Source organism: Mucilaginibacter sp. OK268, assembly GCF_900103125.1.
Classification (GTDB): Bacteria; Bacteroidota; Bacteroidia; order Sphingobacteriales; family Sphingobacteriaceae; genus Mucilaginibacter.
Genome location: NZ_FNJV01000012.1, coordinates 1 through 13,335 on the forward strand (window position 1 = coordinate 1; position 13,335 = coordinate 13,335).

The following is a 13,335-nucleotide window of genomic DNA, read 5'->3' on the forward strand; positions in this document are numbered from 1 at the left end:
AAGGTGTCTGTATATGCCGATAAAGCGATTAAAAGCGTATTGCATCTGGCTGCTATGAGTGCAATACGCTTAAAAAATGATCTGGGAGAATACTTCCTGAGAAAAGTTGCCCAAGGAAAAAATAAGATGAGTGTTTTAAATGCTGTTAGAAACAAAATCATTCATCGAATCTTTGCCGTCATCAAAAACGAAAGGCCTTACCAAAACTATTTGACTTCTTCATAGAAATCGCAATGATGCGTTTTTATATTATTATAGAGAATGTCATCCTGAACTTGTTTCAGGAACCCTCAGGACAGTTATTCATCAGATTGTAAACCCTGCTGATGGGTTGCCGAAACGAGTTCGGCATGACTTCGAGTTCAAGTCTTCTTTGTTACCCTAAGCCGTCTACAACTCTTTCCGCATCACATAATCATTCATCCAATATGGGCCAATGGCTATATCTTCTTCAGAAGCAACGGCGAAGCCCATTTTTTCATAAAAGGTTTTGGCGTTGTTGTAGCGGTTTACATTCAATTCCAGCACTTTTTTGCCTGCATCTGTAGTTCTTTGAACCACCTCGTTGATCAGCACTTTACCATAGCCTTTGCCCTGAGTTTTGGGCAGACAGTATAGTTTATGCAGTTTATAAATATCGGCATTCTCTTCACGTGGCGAATAGGCGGCAAATGCAACCGGCTCTTCATCTTCCAATAACATGATAAAAGTTTGCGCACCGGTTTCAATCTGTTTCCTGATCTTATCTGCCGCATAGATCTCATTCAGCATAAATGTGATCTGTTCTTTTTCTAATAAAGGACCGTAAGTAACCCACCAGGTTTGGTCGGCTATCTCTCTGATAGTTTCTACATCATTTACGGTCGCTGTTCTTATAGTATACATATTCAATTTATTAGCTTCTTTCTTCCCATATTGTACACAGGTGCAATATGGTTTCTACGGCTTTTTGCATATCCTGTACCGAAACCCATTCCTGTTTACTGTGAAAAGCATGCTCACCGGCAAATATATTAGGGCAAGGCAAACCCATGAATGATAACCTGGATCCGTCGGTACCACCTCTGATACTGCAAAGCTTAGCGGTAAGGCCCGTACGATTAATGGCCTCCATGGCATACTCCACAATCTCCGGATGCTCGTCCAACACATTTTTCATATTGCGGTATTGCTCACTTACCGTTAAACTATAAGTTGATGCGGGATATTTTTTCAATACTCCATCTGCTGTTTTACGGATCACATCTGCATGATCGCTTAGCTTCTTCGCGTCAAAATCACGGATGATAAAATCAATACCCGCGGTTTCTACATGCCCTTCAATAGCTACGGGGTGTATAAACCCCTCCATCCCTTCGGTATGCTCAGGCGACAGGTCACCAGACAAAGCCGCGATGATCTCGCCGGCAATTTTAATGGCGCTTTCCATTTTCCCTTTTGCAAAACCAGGGTGGGAGCTTACTCCGTTGATAGTCAATCTTGCACCATCGGCAGAGAAAGTTTCGTTCTCCATGTTGCCCGCACTTTCACCATCCATCGTATAGCCGGCATAGGCGCCCAGTTTGGCAATATCCACATGGTCAACGCCATGACCTACCTCTTCGTCAGGGGTAAACAATATGCGGATATCCCCGTGTTTTATTTCGGGATGGTTTATCAATTGATAACAGGCATCCATGATCTCGGCAACACCGGCTTTATTATCTGCCCCTAATAAGGTGGTACCACTGGCGGTTATCACATCATTACCTAGCTGATTTTTCAGATCGGGATGCTCTGCCTGCTTTATAATTTGTAGGGCATCATCAGGTAATATAATATCCTGTCCCTGGTAATTTTGATGAACAATAGGCTTTACATTTTTTCCGCTGCAATCGGGCGCGGTATCCATATGCGAGCAAAAACAAATTACAGGTACCTGTTTGCTTGTATTTGAAGGTATAGTAGCGTATACATAGCCATATTCATCCATATGGGCATCGGCAACGCCTATGGCCAAAAGCTCATCAACCAGCAGCCGGGCCAGATCTTTTTGCTTTTCTGTTGACGGAAATGAAACAGAAGAGGGGTCTGATTGCGTATCAATGGTAACGTAACGTAAGAAGCGTTCGGTTACGGTGAAGTTTAGTAATGAATTAAAATTCATAAAGCTCTATATTAGTAAAGTTTTACCGGCAACCGATTCCGGCATGTTCCATTTGTAAATATTGATTAAAATTTAGCTTTGAAAAAATTTATTCTGTTTTTTGTTTTAGGCTTTGCCGGGTTTACCGCAAAGGCGCAGGACGGATACAACTATTACGAATGGGGTGTTGGGGGCGGTATTGGCTATGGCAGGGCTTATGCCGATACCAAAAAACAGGACTATCATCCTATTTACAACTTTAACATAGCCTATAATTTTAATCCCTACGTACCTATCGCGCTGGAGTACCAGTTTGGCACGCTTTCTGGCGGTGGCCGTACTCCTGATAAAGATGCTTCCGGCCGGATTTATAAAAACGCTTATAAAGCTTTAGTGATTCATGCCGATGTGCAGCTGGGTAGTTTTATCGACTACTCCAACAATGGCTTTTTAAATGTGATCAAGAACTTTTATGTGGGCACGGGTATTGGTGCTATCTCCAACAACATGAAAGATATACAGCGTACCAACTTACCCGCATATATTCAAAACGGCCCGGTGGGCAGTACCAATGGCTTCCAGGGGAAAGACAAAAGCACCAACGTGGTGTTGCCGCTGCGCTTTGGTTATGAGTTTAAGATTTATGATTCTTATGAACAGGTAGGTTATACCATTACTCTCGGCTACGAACATAGTTATGCTTTTGGCGAAGGATTGGATGGCTACAATGACCCGCCAGCACAGTTTAAAAACAACGCCCCCGACCAGTATGCCCACTTCACCATAGGTTTTCGGTACAATTTTGGTAACACAGTATCCTATAATAAACTGGTAAGAGATTTCGGATTTTGAATATAGAAGAACTACGTGATTATTGCCTGCAAAAGCCAGGAGTAACAGAAGGTTTTCCTTTTGGGGAAGACACCCTCGTTTTTAAAGTTAGCGGCAAATTGTTTTTACTGATCGGACTGGAAAGCGGCAACCGGTTTAATGTGAAGTGTGAGCCTGAGCTTGCCGTTGATCTGCGCGAACGCTATACCGAAGTACAACCCGGCTACCATATGAACAAAAAAATGTGGAACACCGTTTACATGGATGGTTCACTAACCCGTAAGCAACTTTGCGAAATGATAGATCATTCTTATGACCAGGTAATTCTTGGTTTACCCAAAAAAGTAAAGGCTGAACTACAAACAAGAGGTTAGATACAAGAGTCAAGACTAAATTATAAAAGTATTTGAGGCTTTCTTGGCTCTTGCATCTGATCTCTTGGCTCTCAAATATTATATTTGGGCAATAATACATCCTGATGAAGAGAATTCTATCCGCCTTGTTGATCTGTTTTGTTGCTATTACTACTGCACAAGCTCAGATAACTCCATTTGAGCAAAGCAAAGATCATAACTATACCGCTACTTATGCCGAAGTGATTGCTTATTATAAAAACCTGAATAAGCTGTACCCACAACAAATGAAGCTGATCAATTACGGCACTACCGACGTGGGCAAACCCCTTACGCTTGTTGTACTGTCGCGCGATAAGGTGTTTGATCCGGCATTGATCAAAAAACAAAACAAACGGGTATTGCTCATTAACAATGGCATACATCCTGGTGAGCCCGAAGGTATTGATGCCAGCATGATGCTGGTGCGCGATCTGTTAAAAAAGGACCAGCTACCCAAAGACGTGGTGATCTGCCTCATCGCTTTATATAATATTGATGGCAACCTGAACCGCGGTTTGAGCCGGGTGAGTCAGAACGGGCCGGTGGCTTATGGTTTTAGGGGGAATTATCGCAACCTGGATCTGAACCGCGATTTTATCAAAGCCGACAGCCGCAACGCCCTGGCATTTACGCAAATACTGACTGCCTGGAAACCGGAGATCTTCCTGGATAACCACACCAGCGATGGTGCCGACTACCAGTACGTAATGACCCTGATAGAGACTCAAAAGGATAAACAAAACCCTCTCCTGGCCAACTATACTACCAAAACGCTTACGCCTTATATGTATAATAGCATGAAAAGAGCTCGCTTTGAGATGATCCCATATGGAGCAGGCGAAGAAGGTTTACCCGACTCGGGTATTGTAAGCTTTTTGGAAACACCGCGTTTTGCGACAGGTTTTGCCGCTCAGCATAATATCATCAGCTATATAACTGAAACGCATATGCTGAAGGCTTTTGACAAACGGGTATATGCTACTTACTTGTTTATGCAATTTCTTATTCAGATCAATCAGCGCGATGCCAAACTGATAGGAGAACTCAAACAACAGGCTGATGAACAGGTGGCTCAACAAAAAACTTTCGCGCTCAACTGGACCGTCGACCGGCAAGCTATAGATACCATTACCTTTAAAGGCTATAAGGCAGATTATAAAACCAGCGAAGTAAGCGGATTAAACCGCCTGTATTATGACCGGAATAAACCCTACACTAAAACCATCAACTACTGGAACACCTATAAAGTTACAGCAACTGCTGATAAACCTTTGGCCTATGTAATACCACAAGCCTGGGGCAAGGTGATCGACCTGTTTAAACTGAACGGGGTTAAAATGCAGCAGCTGGCTCACGATACCACCCTGGGTTTACAGATGTATTATATTGAAGATTATAAAACTCCGCAAAAACCCTACGAAGGGCATTACCTGCATTCGGCCGTTAAATTAAACCCGGTGGATACGCGGGTTAAATTTTATGCCGGCGATTATGTGGTGTATACTAACCAGCCTATTAACCGTTATATTGTGGAAACATTGGAGCCGCAGGGTGTCGATTCGTTTTTTGCCTGGAACTTTTTTGATTCGATGCTGGGCGAAAAAGAATATTTTTCGGATTATGTATTTGAAGACATCGCTGCCAACTTATTGAAAAAAGACCCCGAACTAAAAAAGAAACTCGATGACGCGAAAAGTAAAGATCCTAAACTGGTCGGCAGCGCCCAGGCACAATTATTCTTTGTTTACCGCAATTCTCCCTATTTTGAAAAAACTTTTATGCGCTACCCCGTGGGCAGGCTGCTAACCGATACAAAACTCGATCTTAAATAAATGGAAAACTTGCTTACTGCTCCCGTTGCCTGCGTTATATTTGTTATTACCATCATCACTTCGTTGATGGCTTTCTCCAACGAAAACCTGTATGGCAAACTGATATTACATCCATATAACGTTTCGCGCGGCCGTTATGTTTATACCGTTATTACCAGCGGGCTTATCCATAAAGACTGGATGCACCTGTTTTTTAATATGCTGTCTTTCTACTTTTTTGCATTTCAACTGGAGCCTCTTTTGGGGCACTGGCAATTTGCAGTACTATACATAGCCAGTTTGATTTTAAGCGACATGCCATCGGTAATGAAGCACAGGGAAAATTATAATTATTACAGTCTTGGTGCGTCGGGGGCTGTGAGCGCGGTTGTTTTTAGCGCCATATTATACAATCCATTAGGCCAAATGATGATACTGCCGCTTCCCATACCCATACCTGCGGTAATATTTGGCATATTATACCTGGTTTATTGCAGCTATGCCTCCAAATACTCCCGCGACAATATTAACCACGATGCCCACTTATATGGTGCGCTTAGCGGACTGATGATCACCATTATTTTTCATCCCGGTATTTTGCCCGGCTTTTTTCAGCAAATTACCGAGCGAGTTCAATCGATGATGCACTAATGGTATTGCCATCGGCATCAAACAGAAAACTCATGGGTTCCTCCGGATTCTTGATGATCTCGAATAGCAGGAAGCCCCAGTTTTTCCAGAAGTTCTCCAACACCTGGCCGTAAACTTTGGGTACCCAGTCGTCAAACAAAGGTTTGGTGCTGGTGCCGCGCAGCGGCATGGCTTCTATGTAAATGATACCTTCAACGGGTAATATATTATACTCGGGCAAACGGTTAAACAGGTATGCCGAGTAGAAAAAACGCGCGTTAACCTCTTCAAATTGTATGGGATGCAGGGTTTGGCCTTTTATTTTGTCCAAAGCAGCTTGATGATAGCTGGCATTGGCACCATTGTCCTGCAAACAAATGATCAAGCCAAAATCTTTGATCCGCAGCGAAAATGTCAGCGTATTGATCTCATCGCGGTAGCCAAAAATATCCTCTGAGTTATCCACTTTAAACAGAACCAGGCTAAAAGGTTTAAAACCATCCAGCTCGATAGGCAGGTTGAGACTTTGCAGCATCAGGTGCAGGTGGCTGAATTTATGGATAATAGCCTGCGACATATTGAACTCTTCGCCTTGTGAATGCTGTAGCTTAATACCTGATTGTATCTCATTAAAGATAATACCATACAACAGTTTGCCGGCCCATTGAAATAGTTTCAGTTCGTCCAACTGCTTTACAGCCTCGTAACCCGAGTCAAAGGCGGCGGCTATTTCGGCTTCCAGGGGTTCCAGGAATTGTTCGTTGATGGCGGCGGTGCAGGGCAGTTTCAGGTCTTTATAAGTGGCCATGCTTTCGTCGAGCAGTTTAAAAGGTTTATCTTCCAGGCTATAGCGGCTCATGAGCCATTGCGGAAAAACCTGTATCTTTTCTTCTTCAGAATTTAAGGGTTGCCCGCTCAGGAAACACTTATTATTACTGAAATTAAAACGCTCGAACGGTGAATAAATTTGTGCCGACATGGGCGCAAAGATAAGGATGAAACAGATGTGCGGATGTGCAAATATGCAGATGTGCGGATTTTTTGACATAACTTGCACATCATTTTTCATCTGCATATCTAAAATTTGCACATCCGCACATCATTTTTCATCTGCACATCTGCATATTTGCACATCCGCACATCATTTTTTATCTGCACATCTAAAATTTGCACATCCGCACATCATTTTTTATCTGCACATCTGCATATTTGCACATCCGCACATCTAAAATACATGGAACTGACATATCAACCCTTTGAACTGCAATTAAAACACGCTTTTACTATAGCTAAGTTTTCGCGCACCTCTACCCCTGTTATGCTGGTGCAAATTAAGCATGAAGGCTATACCGGTTATGGCGAAGCATCTATGGTGCCCTACATGGGCGAAAGCCATGAAAGTGCTACCGCTTTTCTGAGCAAGGTTGATATCAGCCAGATCAACTACCCGATTGATTTTGATGCGGTGATCAATTACTTCGATAGCATTGCACCAGGCAATCCCGCCATCAAAGCAGCCATTGACATTGCCCTGCATGACCTGGATGGAAAGATTAAACAACAGCCCTGCTGGCAATTGCTGGGCAGCGATCCTGCAAAAATGCCCGTGACCAGTTTTACCATAGGTATTGATACCCCCGAAATGATCATCAAAAAGGTAAAAGAGGCCGAAGGTTTTAAGGTGATCAAAGTAAAGCTGGGCAAGGATAACGACAAAGAACTCATCACTACCATTCGTTCCGTTACCGATGTGCCCCTTTATGTAGATGCCAACCAGGGCTGGACCGACCTGCAACAAAGCCTCGACATGACCTACTGGCTGCAGGAACAAGGGGTACAACTCATAGAACAACCCATGCTCAAAACCGACCCAGACAGCAATGCCTGGCTCACCGAACGCAGCCCCATCCCTATTATTGGCGATGAAGCCGTACAGCGTTTTGAGGATGTGGATAAGGCCAAAGGCGTTTACACCGGCATCAATATCAAATTGATGAAATCGGCTGGCCTTTATGAAGCAAGCCGGATGATCAAAAGAGCCCGGGAACTTGACTTAAAGATCATGATAGGCTGTATGACCGAAACCAGCTGCGCCGCCCTGGCCGGTCTGGCCCTGGCCCCACAAACCGATTGGGTGGATTTGGACGGTCCTTTTTTGGTCAGCAATAACCCCTACCAGATGCCTGATTTTGCTGATGGTAAGTATATATTGAATAATGATGCGGGTTTAGGGATAAGGTTATAAGCACGATTTTTTTCTAATTATTGCGAATTTCACGAATGGCCTGTCCTCCTGAGCTTGTCGAACCATGACAGCCTACTTAAATAACCCAAACATTACCATCGTTCTTCCTCGTCAGCAGATAAGCTTCGGCCGAAAGCGGGCAGAACGATGGTGGCCTGTCCGGCTGTAGGGGCATTAGCAAACCTTACCTGAAGCGGGGATAATGAGCGAACGAAGTGGAGGCAAGGTTTAGCAGCCCGTGGTTCTGCCTGCTTTGCAGGGTAAAGGCCCTGAGCGTAAAGAAGCATTTCTGCTGCCTTGATTTATTCGTTGTTATTTGTTTTTATTGGTACTCATTATCTCGCTACGCTCGGTCTTGGTTACTTTGTATCAAGACAAAGTAACAGCCTTAGCGGCAATTGAGCGCTCTGCGATAGGCGTATTCGCTCTGTATAGCATAGAGATTGCTTTGTTCCTCGCAATGACGTGTGGGGGAGACCGAGATTGGTAATAGCTATTTTCAACAAAAAAGCCCGGATACCTTTACAGGCATCCGGACTTTTTAATTAATAATACTGCGGATTATTTTGTTGCAGCAGCATTATTTGCTGCATCGATAATTACTTTGGCAACGGCATCAGGGTGTGAGATGAATACCACGTGGCTTGCTTTTATTTCGGTTACTTTGGCGCCGGCACGTTTGTACATGTTACGTTCAATGTCGGGGTTAATGGCTTTGTCTTCGGTAGCTACTATACCATAGCTGGGTTTGGTTTTCCAGGCGGCCTCGGTTATAGGGGCTACAAAACCTTGTACAGCTATTGGGCCTTGTGAAGCATACATAAAGTCGGCTAATTCTTTGCTCAAGTCGGCAGCAAAACCGGCGTGGAATTTTTCTTTGCTAAAATAAACAAAGCCTTTTTCGTCCGGAGGCAATATGCCGTTTTCTGGAGCTGCAGGTAATGATTGAACCAGTTTTAAAGTAGTTTCGCCATTATCGGGTGCAAAAGCTGCTATATAAACCAATGCTTTTACTTTAGGGTTTGTACCTGCTTCGGTAATTACAGTACCACCCCATGAGTGGCCTACCAAAATCACCGGTCCGTCTTGTTTGTCGATAACGCGGTTGGTGGCATCCACGTCGTCTTTAAGAGATGTTAAAGGGTTTTGGACAACGGTTACATTGTAGCCTTTTTTAGTCAGGATATCGTAAACACCTTTATAGCCAGAACCATCGGCAAAGGCGCCATGCACCAGTACTATATTTTTTACCGGTGCCTGAGCTTGTGCTTTAGGAGCTGAACCAATAATAGTTGATAAAATAATAGCAGAGGCTGCTAAGCCTGTTTTGAATGTGTTTTTCAGAGTTTGAGTTTTCATTGTCGTGTATGTTGATGTTTGTTTGAATCAACGATACAAAGGTGCAGCAACTATTGCAGCTGCGGAATGCTGATACTTCCCGACAACTTGTAATTTTTTCCCTAGGCTACCATTTTCTTATTATTTCTAAACTCAGAGGGTGATAAAGCGGTATGTTTTTTAAAGAAATTGCTGAAGTAGGCCGCGTCATCAAAACCCAGCTCATAGGTAATTTGCTTGGCCGATTTATCAGTATAAAACAACAGGCGCTTGGCCTCTATCAGGATCCTTTCCTGGATGATTTGGATGGGTGTTTTATGATTATACAGCGCAAACAGGTTGGATAAGGTCTTGGGCGATTTATTTAACCTCCCCGCATAATAGCTTACACTGTGCTGCGAGCGGAAGTTCATCTCTACCAGTAAATTAAATTTACGCAGAATGTGGAAACGGTCATCGTTCAATTTTACATCAGGGAAAGTGCCGGCCCGCGCCAGCCGGGTGATCATAATAATGAGCCGTTTCAGCAACATGATGAGCAAATCGGTCTGGATATCATCCTTAGTATTCAATTCTTCAATAAATACATCCAGCAGCACTTTCAATTTTCGTTGCGTATCCGGATCCAGATCAATGAACACATTATCATTCATCCCAAACAAAAAACCAACGCAGCTTACTTCGGTATCGTGGTCAACAATACAATAAAATTCACGGTTAAATTGCCAGGCCACCACATCGCCTGGGTACTCAAAATAAAACGACTGGTTAAACATGAGTGGCAATACGGTATTCGGCATAAAATCATAGGCCGAGCCATCAATGGTTACGGTTTGTTTGTCACCCCGGTTCCAGGCAATGGTAAAATATTTATAGTCGTAATCACGCGTGTAAAACAAACGGTCGAGCTGCGGTTCGTTATGATGCAGCAACAGATCGCCGCCGGTGTTCTGGTCTGATACTGATAATTTCATGCCCGAAGATATTATAAAATCACAGCAATATACTGAGGAAAATAACATTGAACACTTTGCGCTGAACGGTTTACATGGTTTACACTTTTCATGGTTTACACTTTTACAATTGGCTATTAATCAGTTTATTATAATTAAAAATGATCAAATATCACGGTTACAGTGTAAACCATAAATTATGTACCATGTAAACCCAATTTGCACCAAAAATGTCCCGTCTGTTCGGGTATTACTTATCACTCAGCATAATAGGATTACCCTTACCGCCAATGATGATCACCTTGGCATTGGGCGACAAGGCAATCTCTTTCTGAGCTTTAATGGCTTCATATTGCAATTGCTTGTCTGAAAGACCGGTTGAGAGGATCTTTTGATAATCGGCTATACCCTGGGCTTCTACGCGTTTCCGTTCGGCTTCCTGGCGTTCCTTTTGCAGCACGAACTGCATTTTCTGGGCATCCTGCTCGGCATTGATCTTTGATTCGATACTGGCCCTTACCGAGGCGGGCAGGGTAATATTGCGCACCAGGATCTGTTGCAGCTCCAGTCCGCGTTTAGAAAAACTGGTAGTAATGGTACGGTTTATCTTATCCTGAAATTCCTGTCGTTTGGTGGAGTACAGATCAACAGCGGTATAATTAACGGCATTATCACGTATGGCAGTGCGTGCTACCGGACGAACGATCTTATCGATATACGTTTCGCCAATATTCTGCATAATGTATGGAGCTTTCTCCGGGTTCACTTTATACAGCACCGAAAGATCGATGGTAACCTCCAATCCGTCGCTTGATAGTACCCGGATAGCGTCATCACCTTCCTTCTGGCCCTCGTTATTCACGGCGCTCATGGTGTAAGTTTGGGTTTGTATATCAAAAGTGGTAATATCAACCAATGGGTTAATGATGTGCAAACCACTCTCGAGTACATTATCCTGTACCTTACCAAAAAGGGTTTGCACACCCACTTTACCAGGGTCAATTACTTTAAATATGGATAGCAACAGGCCAACGGCTACTATGACTAATCCAACAACGGTTGCCGTACCGCTGAAGCGGCCGGCAGGTTCAGGTGAGCGTTTGAGCACTATACCCACAACGAGCACAATAACTCCTAAAATTGCTATAAACATGCAATGAAGTTACAGCTTTTTTTGCGAGTTCCTTACGTCTTTTAACAGTCTTATTTTTAATACAATAACTACCCCGGCAACCAGTATGGCGGCACCCAAAAGGGTATAATTTTTTGCCGTATTGGCCTGGTACGCCACAAACAGGCATAATACAATACCTATAGTGTACAGTACGTTAAGCACTAACTTAAAACCCATAATTAATATACATTAAGTGAGGGGTCAATTTCTGCCGCCCAGGCCAAAATGCCACCCTGTAAATTGGTCAGGTTGCTATAGCCTAATTGCTGCAATTGCATAATGGCTGCGGCGCTGCGTTTGCCACTGCGGCACATTACCACTACGGGTTTGTCTTTACTTACTTTATCGGCTTCAATTAAAATGCCGCCAAGCGGTATTAATTGTCCGCCCAGGTTTGATGTTTCATATTCAAACTCTTCCCTTACGTCAATCAGTTGAAAATCTTCGCCTTTGTCCAGTTTTTCTTTTAGTTCCTGTACGGTTATCTCATTCATGTTAATAAAATTATAATCCAAAGGTAGCTTTTTTTCTATATCAAATAATTAAGCCCGATTTTTGTAACAATCAATGCTTAAGTGCGTTTTATGTATAATATTGCACAATATTTGTGTTTTGTTACGTTTACGTGCAATGAAAAAAAGGATGAACGCTGAAAAGGTTTACATTAACCCAACACGATCGTCCATAAAATGGATCATATAGATGAAAAAAGTTACACGCTTTTTCTGGTTTTGTTCAGGAGCGCATATTGATACCCTAAAAAAATATCCTATTGAACATAATAAATATGTGGGCATTGGTGCCACCATATTTTTTACCGCCTTATTCGCATCGCTATCGGGCGGGTATGCTATGTACTTTGTTTTTAACGGAGACGCCTTTGCAGTTGGCTTTGCCATTTTATTCGGGCTGATTTGGGGTACCGCCATTTTTAACATGGACAGGTACATTGTATCGAGCATTAATAAGGATGGCAGCACCAATCAACAGATATTACAGGCTTCGCCGCGTATTTTGCTGGCCATTATGATAGGTGTGGTTATTTCGCGCCCGCTGGAGCTTAAGATATTTGATAAGGAGATCCGTCAGAAGTTAAAAACCGCTTATCTGAAAGGTCAGCACCGCAAGATTGACACCCTCGAAAAAACCTATCAGCAAAAATACGCGATGGAAATGGGTAAAAACGGCGATCTTAAGAAGGAAAAGGATTCGCTGGAAAAGGATATTAACCGTTCCCGCTACCAGCTTAACCAGGAGGTTTTTGGCGACAAAACCAACCAAACATCGGGCATAACCGGTTATGGTACCTATGCCAAACAAAAACAGTCCGTACTGGAAGAAAAAGAGAGCCGCCTGAAGGAAGTAACCCAGAATTTAGGGCAGATGGATCAATACCTGGCTGCGCGAAAGGATTACGAAGGACTGAACAGTACCCGCCTTTTCTCTGAACACCAACTGGATAGCCTCACCAATATAGCCGGCTTTAGCGACCGCAACTGGGCCCTGGGCCAATTAACATATAACGAGAACGGCACCCGCGATCTGGATACTTATCTGGCCATATCTTTTATAGGCTACCTGTTTATCCTGTTTGAGTGTTTACCGGTGTTTGTAAAGCTGATGTCGCCAAAAGGGCCATATGACGTAGCCATAGCCAAAACGTCAGAGGCCAATATCCATTTCGCTGAACGGGATAAGGAGCGGGATATGACCGTGACCGACAATATTTACGATCACTCGGTAGGTACCGATATTGAACGGCGAAAGAAGATCATCACTTCACAATCCGATTATGATTTTGAGCGGCACAGCTATGAGTAACCTTGTATAAAT

14 protein-coding genes and 1 pseudogene are annotated in these 13,335 nt (G+C 43.3%); 7 read left to right on the forward strand and 8 right to left on the reverse strand.

Going from position 1 to position 13,335, the window contains the following annotated elements:
* Positions 1–225: pseudogene (locus tag BLR84_RS30310) on the forward strand (IS110 family transposase); the annotation flags it as partial.
* A gap of 165 nt (positions 226–390) precedes the next feature.
* On the opposite strand, the gene BLR84_RS26585 reads toward BLR84_RS30310, so the two are convergent.
* Positions 391–885, reverse strand: a complete 495-nt coding sequence (locus tag BLR84_RS26585; RefSeq protein WP_218128504.1) for a GNAT family N-acetyltransferase — start codon at positions 883–885, stop codon at positions 391–393.
* Positions 886–895: 10 nt separating this feature from the next.
* Complete coding sequence (gene pepT, locus BLR84_RS26590; protein WP_090473299.1) at positions 896–2,146, reverse strand: peptidase T; 1,251 nt, start codon at positions 2,144–2,146, stop codon at positions 896–898.
* A gap of 78 nt (positions 2,147–2,224) precedes the next feature.
* On the opposite strand from pepT, the gene BLR84_RS26595 reads away from it, so the two are divergent.
* The 4 genes from BLR84_RS26595 to BLR84_RS26610 all read left to right on the forward strand — a co-directional run bounded on the left by BLR84_RS26595 (position 2,225) and on the right by BLR84_RS26610 (position 5,813).
* Complete coding sequence (locus tag BLR84_RS26595; protein ID WP_090473300.1) at positions 2,225–2,977, forward strand: outer membrane beta-barrel protein; 753 nt, start codon at positions 2,225–2,227, stop codon at positions 2,975–2,977.
* Positions 2,974–3,330, forward strand: a complete 357-nt coding sequence (locus BLR84_RS26600; protein WP_090473301.1) for an MmcQ/YjbR family DNA-binding protein — start codon at positions 2,974–2,976, stop codon at positions 3,328–3,330. Before BLR84_RS26595 ends, BLR84_RS26600 begins: the two co-directional genes overlap by 4 nt.
* Positions 3,331–3,434: 104 nt before the next feature.
* Positions 3,435–5,183 (forward strand): M14 family zinc carboxypeptidase, encoded by a 1,749-nt coding sequence (locus BLR84_RS26605; RefSeq protein ID WP_090473302.1) that lies wholly within the window; start codon positions 3,435–3,437, stop codon positions 5,181–5,183.
* Positions 5,184–5,813 carry a rhomboid family intramembrane serine protease gene (locus BLR84_RS26610; protein WP_090473303.1) on the forward strand — a complete coding sequence of 210 codons (630 nt, stop codon included), beginning with the start codon at positions 5,184–5,186 and terminating at the stop codon, positions 5,811–5,813. It begins immediately after the preceding gene.
* Here BLR84_RS26610 and BLR84_RS26615 read toward each other — a convergent pair.
* Positions 5,782–6,771, reverse strand: coding sequence for a hypothetical protein (locus tag BLR84_RS26615; RefSeq protein ID WP_090473471.1), 990 nt, complete (start codon positions 6,769–6,771; stop codon positions 5,782–5,784). The genes BLR84_RS26610 and BLR84_RS26615 overlap by 32 nt on opposite strands.
* A gap of 255 nt (positions 6,772–7,026) precedes the next feature.
* On the opposite strand from BLR84_RS26615, the gene BLR84_RS26620 reads away from it, so the two are divergent.
* Positions 7,027–8,037 carry a dipeptide epimerase gene (locus tag BLR84_RS26620; RefSeq protein WP_090473304.1) on the forward strand — a complete coding sequence of 337 codons (1,011 nt, stop codon included), beginning with the start codon at positions 7,027–7,029 and terminating at the stop codon, positions 8,035–8,037.
* Between the two features lie 561 nt (positions 8,038–8,598).
* Here the strand turns inward: BLR84_RS26620 and BLR84_RS26625 are convergent.
* The 5 genes from BLR84_RS26625 to BLR84_RS26645 all read right to left on the reverse strand — a co-directional run bounded on the left by BLR84_RS26625 (position 8,599) and on the right by BLR84_RS26645 (position 11,996).
* On the reverse strand, positions 8,599–9,396 hold the full coding sequence (locus BLR84_RS26625; protein ID WP_090473305.1) for an alpha/beta hydrolase: 798 nt from the start codon (positions 9,394–9,396) through the stop codon (positions 8,599–8,601).
* Positions 9,397–9,497: 101 nt separating this feature from the next.
* Positions 9,498–10,349 (reverse strand): helix-turn-helix domain-containing protein, encoded by an 852-nt coding sequence (locus BLR84_RS26630; protein ID WP_090473306.1) that lies wholly within the window; start codon positions 10,347–10,349, stop codon positions 9,498–9,500.
* 229 nt (positions 10,350–10,578) lie between these two features.
* On the reverse strand, positions 10,579–11,481 hold the full coding sequence (locus BLR84_RS26635; protein WP_090473307.1) for a prohibitin family protein: 903 nt from the start codon (positions 11,479–11,481) through the stop codon (positions 10,579–10,581).
* A 9-nt stretch (positions 11,482–11,490) separates the two neighbouring features.
* Positions 11,491–11,679, reverse strand: a complete 189-nt coding sequence (locus BLR84_RS26640) for a DUF6358 family protein (RefSeq protein WP_090473308.1) — start codon at positions 11,677–11,679, stop codon at positions 11,491–11,493.
* 2 nt (positions 11,680–11,681) lie between these two features.
* The gene (locus tag BLR84_RS26645) at positions 11,682–11,996 is read right to left on the reverse strand and encodes a rhodanese-like domain-containing protein (protein WP_090473309.1); all 315 of its coding nucleotides are present in this window, start codon (positions 11,994–11,996) and stop codon (positions 11,682–11,684) included.
* A gap of 208 nt (positions 11,997–12,204) precedes the next feature.
* Here BLR84_RS26645 and BLR84_RS26650 point away from each other — a divergent pair, with 208 nt between their 5' ends.
* On the forward strand, positions 12,205–13,323 hold the full coding sequence (locus tag BLR84_RS26650; protein WP_090473310.1) for a DUF4407 domain-containing protein: 1,119 nt from the start codon (positions 12,205–12,207) through the stop codon (positions 13,321–13,323).
* Positions 13,324–13,335 lie beyond the last annotated feature (12 nt).

What these genes read in the sequence shown, in the direction of transcription:
- BLR84_RS26585 (WP_218128504.1), bottom strand. Translation starts at nt 885, where the DNA reads ATGTATACTATAAGAACAGCGACCGTAAATGATGTAGAAACTATCAGA.
- pepT (WP_090473299.1), bottom strand. Translation starts at nt 2,146, where the DNA reads ATGAATTTTAATTCATTACTAAACTTCACCGTAACCGAACGCTTCTTA.
- BLR84_RS26605 (WP_090473302.1), top strand. Translation starts at nt 3,435, where the DNA reads ATGAAGAGAATTCTATCCGCCTTGTTGATCTGTTTTGTTGCTATTACT.
- BLR84_RS26610 (WP_090473303.1), top strand. Translation starts at nt 5,184, where the DNA reads ATGGAAAACTTGCTTACTGCTCCCGTTGCCTGCGTTATATTTGTTATT.
- BLR84_RS26615 (WP_090473471.1), bottom strand. Translation starts at nt 6,771, where the DNA reads ATGTCGGCACAAATTTATTCACCGTTCGAGCGTTTTAATTTCAGTAAT.
- BLR84_RS26620 (WP_090473304.1), top strand. Translation starts at nt 7,027, where the DNA reads ATGGAACTGACATATCAACCCTTTGAACTGCAATTAAAACACGCTTTT.
- BLR84_RS26625 (WP_090473305.1), bottom strand. Translation starts at nt 9,396, where the DNA reads ATGAAAACTCAAACTCTGAAAAACACATTCAAAACAGGCTTAGCAGCC.
- BLR84_RS26630 (WP_090473306.1), bottom strand. Translation starts at nt 10,349, where the DNA reads ATGAAATTATCAGTATCAGACCAGAACACCGGCGGCGATCTGTTGCTG.
- BLR84_RS26635 (WP_090473307.1), bottom strand. Translation starts at nt 11,481, where the DNA reads ATGTTTATAGCAATTTTAGGAGTTATTGTGCTCGTTGTGGGTATAGTG.
- BLR84_RS26640 (WP_090473308.1), bottom strand. Translation starts at nt 11,679, where the DNA reads ATGGGTTTTAAGTTAGTGCTTAACGTACTGTACACTATAGGTATTGTA.
- BLR84_RS26645 (WP_090473309.1), bottom strand. Translation starts at nt 11,996, where the DNA reads ATGAATGAGATAACCGTACAGGAACTAAAAGAAAAACTGGACAAAGGC.
- BLR84_RS26650 (WP_090473310.1), top strand. Translation starts at nt 12,205, where the DNA reads ATGAAAAAAGTTACACGCTTTTTCTGGTTTTGTTCAGGAGCGCATATT.